Annotated in this window: 5 protein-coding genes; 2 read left to right on the top strand and 3 right to left on the bottom strand. The window is 50.3% G+C overall.

Annotated elements, in window-relative coordinates:
- Positions 1-186: 186 nt before the first annotated feature.
- The 3 genes from C9I98_RS25865 to C9I98_RS25855 form a co-directional block, all read right to left on the bottom strand.
- On the bottom strand, positions 187-1,671 hold the full coding sequence (locus tag C9I98_RS25865) for a carbon starvation CstA family protein (RefSeq protein WP_036816082.1): 1,485 nt from the start codon (positions 1,669-1,671) through the stop codon (positions 187-189).
- 355 nt (positions 1,672-2,026) lie between these two features.
- Positions 2,027-2,740 (bottom strand): two-component system response regulator BtsR, encoded by a 714-nt coding sequence (gene btsR, locus C9I98_RS25860; RefSeq protein WP_036816080.1) that lies wholly within the window; start codon positions 2,738-2,740, stop codon positions 2,027-2,029.
- Entirely contained in the window at positions 2,737-4,443 is a 1,707-nt protein-coding gene (locus tag C9I98_RS25855) for a sensor histidine kinase (RefSeq protein WP_036816077.1), read from the bottom strand. The genes btsR and C9I98_RS25855 overlap by 4 nt, the downstream gene beginning before the upstream one ends.
- Positions 4,444-4,654: 211 nt before the next feature.
- Here C9I98_RS25855 and C9I98_RS25850 point away from each other — a divergent pair, with 211 nt between their 5' ends.
- Positions 4,655-5,725 carry a 3-deoxy-7-phosphoheptulonate synthase gene (locus C9I98_RS25850; protein WP_036816075.1) on the top strand — a complete coding sequence of 357 codons (1,071 nt, stop codon included), beginning with the start codon at positions 4,655-4,657 and terminating at the stop codon, positions 5,723-5,725.
- Positions 5,726-5,761: 36 nt separating this feature from the next.
- On the top strand, positions 5,762-6,889 hold the full coding sequence (gene tyrA, locus C9I98_RS25845; protein ID WP_036816072.1) for a bifunctional chorismate mutase/prephenate dehydrogenase: 1,128 nt from the start codon (positions 5,762-5,764) through the stop codon (positions 6,887-6,889).
- Positions 6,890-6,989: the final 100 nt, after the last annotated feature.

Here is a 6,989-nt window from a genome sequence, read left to right as displayed (position 1 = left end):
CCACAGCACCACAGCACCACAGCACCACAGCACCACAGCACCACAGCACCACAGCACCACAGCACCACAGCACCACAGCACCACAGCACCACAGCACCACAGCACCACAGCACCACAGCCTCGCTCTCCAAGCATAAAAAAACCAGCCTTGCGGCTGGTTTTTTGGGGGTAGGGGGAAGCTAAAACTTATGCAGTTTCAGTGCTACCTTTAACCTCTTCTTCGTCAGCAAGCTCAGAGTCGCCCTTGCCTTTAGAAATCTTGATTACGTAGCTCGCGATGCCTAGTGCGCCTAGGATACCGGCAATAGTCGATACCATCATTGGTAGACCGAAGCCTAGCTGGCTGTTGTTCAAGATGAAGGTAATACATACCGTGGTCATGAAGATAGCCGGTACTGTTGTTACCCAGTGTAGCTTGTTATGGCGTAGTAGGTAAGCTGAAGCAGTCCATAGCATCATTACTGCTGTGCTCTGGTTTGCGAAGCCGAAGTAGCGCCAGATAACGCCGAAGTCAACCTGAGTCAGGATACCACCGATAACGAACAGTGGGATTGCCATTAGTAGGCGGTTGCGCAGTGTTTTCTGCTCCATGTTGAAGTATTCAGCAAGGATCAGGCGGCTTGAACGGAACGCTGTGTCACCAGAAGTGATTGGTAGGATAACCACACCCAGGAAGGCAACGATACCACCGAATACACCCAGTAGGCCGATAGACGAGCTGTATACCACGTTACCTGGACCACCGTTTGCAACTGCGTCAGACAGTGCGTCAACAGAGCCGAAGAAAGACAGTGCTAGGGCACACCAGATTAGCGCGATTACACCTTCACCAATCATTGCTCCGTAGAATACGAAGCGGCCATTCTTCTCGTTTTCCATGCAGCGTGCCATTAGTGGCGACTGAGTTGCGTGGAAGCCAGAGATTGCACCACAAGCGATGGTGATGAATAGCGCAGGCCATAGTGGTAGGTCGTTCGGGTTCATGTTAGTGAACATCTGGCTCATCTCGTAATCGCCAAGTAGCGAGTGCTCGCTAGAGAATGCGATAGCCGTGATAAGGCCAACAGACATGAAGATAAGCAGTGCGCCGAACAGCGGGTAGAAGCGGCCGATGATCTTATCAACAGGAACGATAGTCGCGATGATGTAGTAAGCGAAGATGATAACAACCATGGTTGTCATCGACATACCCATGCCGGTTTGCTCGTTCACAAGGTTTGTGATCATGCCAGCTGGCGCCGATACGAATACCACACCAACCAATAGCAGCAGAACAATGGCAAAAATATTCATAAAGTGTTTAGCGCCATTGCCCAAGTAGCGGCCGGTAATGGTTGGTACCGAAGCACCGCCGTTACGCACAGACAGCATACCTGAGAAGTAATCGTGCACGGCACCGGCAAAGATACAGCCTAGTACAATCCAAAGCATTGCTGCCGGACCGTAAAGTGCACCCATGATAGGACCGAAGATAGGACCAACACCGGCGATATTAAGCAGCTGAACCAAGTAAACTTTCTTGTTTGACATTGGAACGTAATCAACCCCATCTTGCTTAGTAAAAGCTGGGGTTTGGCGTTTTTCGTTAATACCGAATATTTTTTCAATGAATGCACCGTAGATGAAGTAGCCACCTACCAGCGCTGCAACACACATCAGAAACCAGGCCATAAACTTGTCTCTCTTTTCCTATTGGAAGTTAGGTTGGGTATGGTTTTGCGTCCTTGCCTTTACACCCTCGGCAACTGCGCAAAACAAATTTTAATGACGCTATTCTATGCGACTGGGTAACAGATGCATCCGGTAATACCGTGAGTGGTTATATGGCAGGGTGAGTGGTCGATAATCTGATTAAGCGGTTTTAGCGAAAATTACGAATGGTTTTACCGAATGATGCAATTTTTTGCTTATCGTTTTTATTCAATGCTTTACGCTTGATTTGGGGTGTTAATTGTGGATTTTTCAAGCTGTGACAGAGGTCATGTTTTTGTGGTGAGTGGCTGCCAGCGGCAGCCACATTGGGGCATTAGCTGAGGCCAAAACGGTCTTTGAGCTCCTTCAAGTAGCGGCGGCTAACCGGTACTTGGTAATTATGCAGGGTGGTGATTTCGGCAAGACCGTTCTCAAGCAACTTGATTTCGCGAATGGCCTTGGGGTGGATCAGGTATTGGCGGTGGCAACGGATCAGCGGGGTTTTCTCTTCCAAGATCTTGAGCGTGAGCTGGGTGGTTGCCTTGGTTGTCTTGCCCACCACATGGACCCCGGATAAATCCGAGTAGGCCGTTTCTATCTCGGCAGGGCTGAGCAATATGATCCGGTTGTGGCCGCTGCAGGGGATCAGCTCCAGCATGTCGGACACGATAGGTGAGTAATCCGCTGGCTTGAACTCTTTTTTTAGCCGCTTAATGGTTTTGTTCAGGCGGCACGGTTCCACCGGTTTTAGCAAATAATCAAAGGCGTTGTCTTCGAAAGCTTTGAGGGCATATTCATCGTAGGCGGTGACGAAAACCACTTTTGGCATGGTTTCTGGGTCCAGCATACCAAGCAGCTCAATACCGGTGATTTGCGGCATTTGGATGTCGAGAAAAATCGCATCAGGCTTGAGTTGGTTGATTTTCTTCAAGGCTTCGATGGCATTGTTACACTCGCCAATTACCTCGACATCGCCGCTTTCCTCAAGCAGGTCGATGAGCTCTTCCCGGGCATAACGTTCGTCATCAATCACCAAGGCTTTGATCATGCCGTTTTTTCTCCCTGTCGTGTACTGTGCTCTAGGTTTGTCATTGGAATGGTTATGGTTGCTCGCGTCCATTGTTCTGGTTGGAATGACATCGCAAGGCCATATTGCTGGCCAAACATATTTTTAAGCCGCTTATCGACGATTTTCATTCCTAAGCCGCTTTCTTCACCCACGGGGGCGTAATTGCCCGCGTTGTCTTCCACTTCGAGAACGACATGGTCGTTATTGATAAATCCACTCAGTGTTATTTTACCATTTTCTAGCAATGAAGAGGTGCCGTGCTTAATGGCATTTTCAATCAGCGGTTGTAAGGTGAAGGTAGGTAGCCGCAGCGCCATAATGTCGGGGCTGACATTGACCTCGACGTTCAGTCGATCAGAAAAACGCGCCAATTCTATCTCCAGGTAGGATTGTACGTGTTGCAGCTCCTCTTGCAGTGTTACCGTTTCGATATTTTGCTTTAGGTTGCGGCGGAAAAATTGCGACAGGTGCTGGATTAACTTTCGCGCTTTGTCCGGATCGCGGCGCACCACCGAGTTGATGGTGTTGAGGGCATTGAACAGGAAGTGCGGGTTGACCTGTGCTTGCAATAAGCGCAGCTCAGCCTGGGTGAGCAGGTTTTGTTGCTGGATATAGCGCCCGGTCAAAATTTGATTTGATAATAATTTGGCGATCCCTTCACCCAAGGTCAGGTTGACGGTCGAAAATAGTTTCCGTTTCGGCTCGTAGAGCTTGATGGTCCCCAATACTTCATTGTTACCGCCTACCAGCGGGATCACCAAGGCTGAACCAAGCTTGCACTTTTGGTGTAGTGAGCATTGGTAGGGAATATCGTGCCCATCGGCGTAGACCAGCTCGCAACCATCGATAGCACGGTGGGTATAGCCCGAGGAGATAGGTGTGCCGGGTAGGTGGTGATCATCCCCGGTGCCGATAAAGGCCAGGATCTTTTTGCGGTCGGTGATAGCAACCGCACCAACGCCGGTTTCCTCGTAAACGATCTTGGCTATTTGCTTGGTGGTTTCCTCATTAAAGCCTTGGCTTAAGATCCCGACCGAGCGCTGGGCAATTTTTAGTGCGCGGCTGGAAAATGCGGCAGAGTACTTTTCATAGATGGTTTTCCGATCTTGGATAATGCTCATGAACAACGCCGCACCAATCGAGTTGGCGATAACCATAGGTAGGGCAATCGCACTGACCAGGTTCAGCGCCTTGTCGAACGGCTCTGCGACCATCAGGATGATCAGCATCTGAACAATTTCAGCCGCGAGGGTGATGATAAACACGATCATCGGCTTGAATATTTGCTCGGCCTGACCCCGGCGAACGAAGTAGCTATGCATCAATCCGCCAATCAATCCCTCGGCAGTGGTTGAGATAGCACAGGCAAGATCAGTAAAGCCGCCTAGCGTGTAGCGGTGTAGGCCACCAGTCAGCCCGACAGCAAAACCGACAACAGGGCCGCCGAGTAATCCGCCCATAACAGCACCGATAGCACGGGTGTTGGCAATGGCATCTTCTATGTCAAGTCCGAAGTATGTGCCTAAAATACAAAAGAGGGAGAACAGGACATAACAAGAAAAGCGCTGGGATAGCCGGCCCGAAATCGAGGTGATCGGCATAAACAGCGGTGTTTTACTCAATAAATAAGCCAATACCAAGTAAACACTGAGTTGTTGAAGTAGGGAAAAAATCAGTTCCATGATGGTTCATTTTGCAGAGGGACTGCAATTATGGTAACTGGCTTTTTATGAGATAGCCAAAAAACACCGAGTGTAAATTTTAATTTACAGGTGGTATTTTTTCTTTACGCGCTATTGCAATTAGGTAAAGCCCCTTGTTATTGTACGCCGTGTGACAGGTGATACCTGTTCTACCTTACAAGTGTTATTTTAAGTTTACAGGGAAGCCAGCATGCAAAAAGATCAATTGAATAACGTCCATATCAAAGATGAGTCAGTACTGATCACCCCGCAAGAACTTCGTGAGAAGCTACCGGTTAGCGATCAAGCATTGTCTTTCATCCGTGAGTCTCGCCAGACCATTGCCGATATTATCCATAAGCGCGACCATCGCCTGTTGGTGGTGTGTGGCCCATGTTCTATCCATGATATCGAAGCGGCAAAAGAATACGCGGTGAAGCTGAAGCAGCTATCAGAGCAACTAAGTGATCAGCTATACATCGTGATGCGAGTTTACTTTGAAAAACCGCGTACCACCGTTGGCTGGAAGGGCCTGATCAACGACCCGCACCTGGATGGCTCGTTCGAAGTCGAAGAAGGCCTGCACATTGGCCGCCAACTTCTGATTGATCTTGTTGAAATGGGGATCCCGCTGGCAACAGAAGCGCTGGACCCAATCAGCCCGCAGTACCTTGGCGACCTGTTTAGTTGGGCGGCAATCGGTGCCCGTACGACTGAATCCCAAACTCACCGTGAAATGGCCAGTGGCCTATCAATGCCTGTAGGTTTCAAAAATGGTACCGACGGCAGCCTGGGCACAGCCATTAACGCCATGCAGGCAGCAGCATCAGGCCACCGCTTTATGGGGATTAACCCAGACGGCCAGGTGGCACTGCTAAATACCCAAGGCAATCCAGATGGCCACGTGATCCTGCGAGGCGGTAAGCAAACCAACTACGATTCAGTTTCAGTGACTGAATGCGAAAACGAGATGAACTCGGCAGGCCTTTCGCCGTCGCTGATGGTAGACTGTAGCCACGCTAACTCACGAAAAGATTACCGTCGCCAGCCACTTGTGGCTGAAGATGTGATTCACCAAATCCGTGAGGGTAACAAGTCAATTATTGGCTTGATGCTGGAAAGCCACATTAATGAAGGAAACCAAAGTGCGGACCTACCGCTTGGAGAAATGGCGTACGGTGTATCGATCACCGATGCCTGTATTAGCTGGGAAGCGACAGAAACCTTGTTGCGTCATACCCACCAAGAGCTAACGCCATTCCTAGAACAGCGTAACGGTTAATCACCACGTTCGCACAGATTGCAGAGAGCCCAGTAGATGGTTGCGGAACTAAGTAAATTACGAGATCAAATTGATGATGTCGATCAGCAGATGGTTGAGCTTCTGGCTCGCCGTCTGGCTTTGGTCGAAGAGGTAGGGCATGTGAAAAGTCAGCACGGCCTACCAATTTATGCCCCGGATCGCGAAGCAGCAATGCTTGCTTCCCGCCGCAAAGAAGCGGAGAGCAAAGGTGTGCCGCCGGATCTTATCGAAGATATCCTGCGCCGGACCATGCGTGAATCCTACGCCAGCGAAAATGACTCGGGCTTTAAGTGCCTGAACCCAGAACTACGACCGATTGTCGTGGTGGGGGGCCATGGTCAGCTAGGGGGCTTGTTCTGCCGTTTGTTCGAATTGTCCGGTTATCAAGTTCGCAAGCTGGGCAGCCAAGACTGGGATCGTGCCGATGAGCTCTTGTCGGATGCTGGCATGGTTGTGGTATCAGTGCCGATCAATATTACCGAGCAAGTGATCGCGAAACTCGGCAACTTGCCGGAAGATTGTATTTTGGCCGACCTTACCTCGGTCAAGAGCGGGCCGCTGCAGGCGATGCTTGAAGTGCACAATGGCCCGGTTGTTGGCTTGCACCCAATGTTTGGCCCGGACATCGCGAGCCTGGCCAAGCAGGTGGTGGCCTACTGTGACGGCCGTAACCCGGAGAGCTATCAGTGGTTGCTGGAGCAGATCCAAATCTGGGGTGCGAAGCTGAACCGGATCAGCGCGATCGAACACGATCAGGGCATGACCTTGATCCAGGCACTTCGCCACTTCACCTCATTTGTATACGGTGTTCACTTGGCGGAAGAAGATCCTAAGCTGGAGCAGCTGCTGTCATTGAGCTCGCCAATCTACCGCTTGGAGCTTGCAATGGTTGGCCGCCTGTTTGCCCAGGATGCCGAGCTGTACGGGGATATTATTATGTCCTCGCCGCAGAACATCGACATGATCAAGCGTTTCCACCGTCGTTTTGGTGCGGCGATTGAAATGTTGGATAGCAAAGACAAGGGTGCCTTCAAGCAGGCATTCGGTCAGGTTGAAGGGTGGTTCGGCGATTATGCTCAGCATTTTTTAACCGAGAGCCAGGGATTACTTAGACAGGCGAACGACTCTACTCACCGGAGCTAATCCGGCTTCCTACACGTTATTACTCAACAGCCCGTTTAAAAGCGGGCTGTTTTTTTGATGGTAACTTGTCTCTTTATCTTTCTCTTTCTCTTTCCCTTTT

Origin of the sequence: Photobacterium sanctipauli, from assembly GCF_003026495.1 — a bacterium.
Taxonomy (GTDB): Bacteria; Pseudomonadota; Gammaproteobacteria; order Enterobacterales; family Vibrionaceae; genus Photobacterium; species Photobacterium sanctipauli.
The sequence above is the reverse complement of the archived record's forward strand: the minus strand, read 5'-3'. Positions and strand labels throughout refer to the sequence as shown.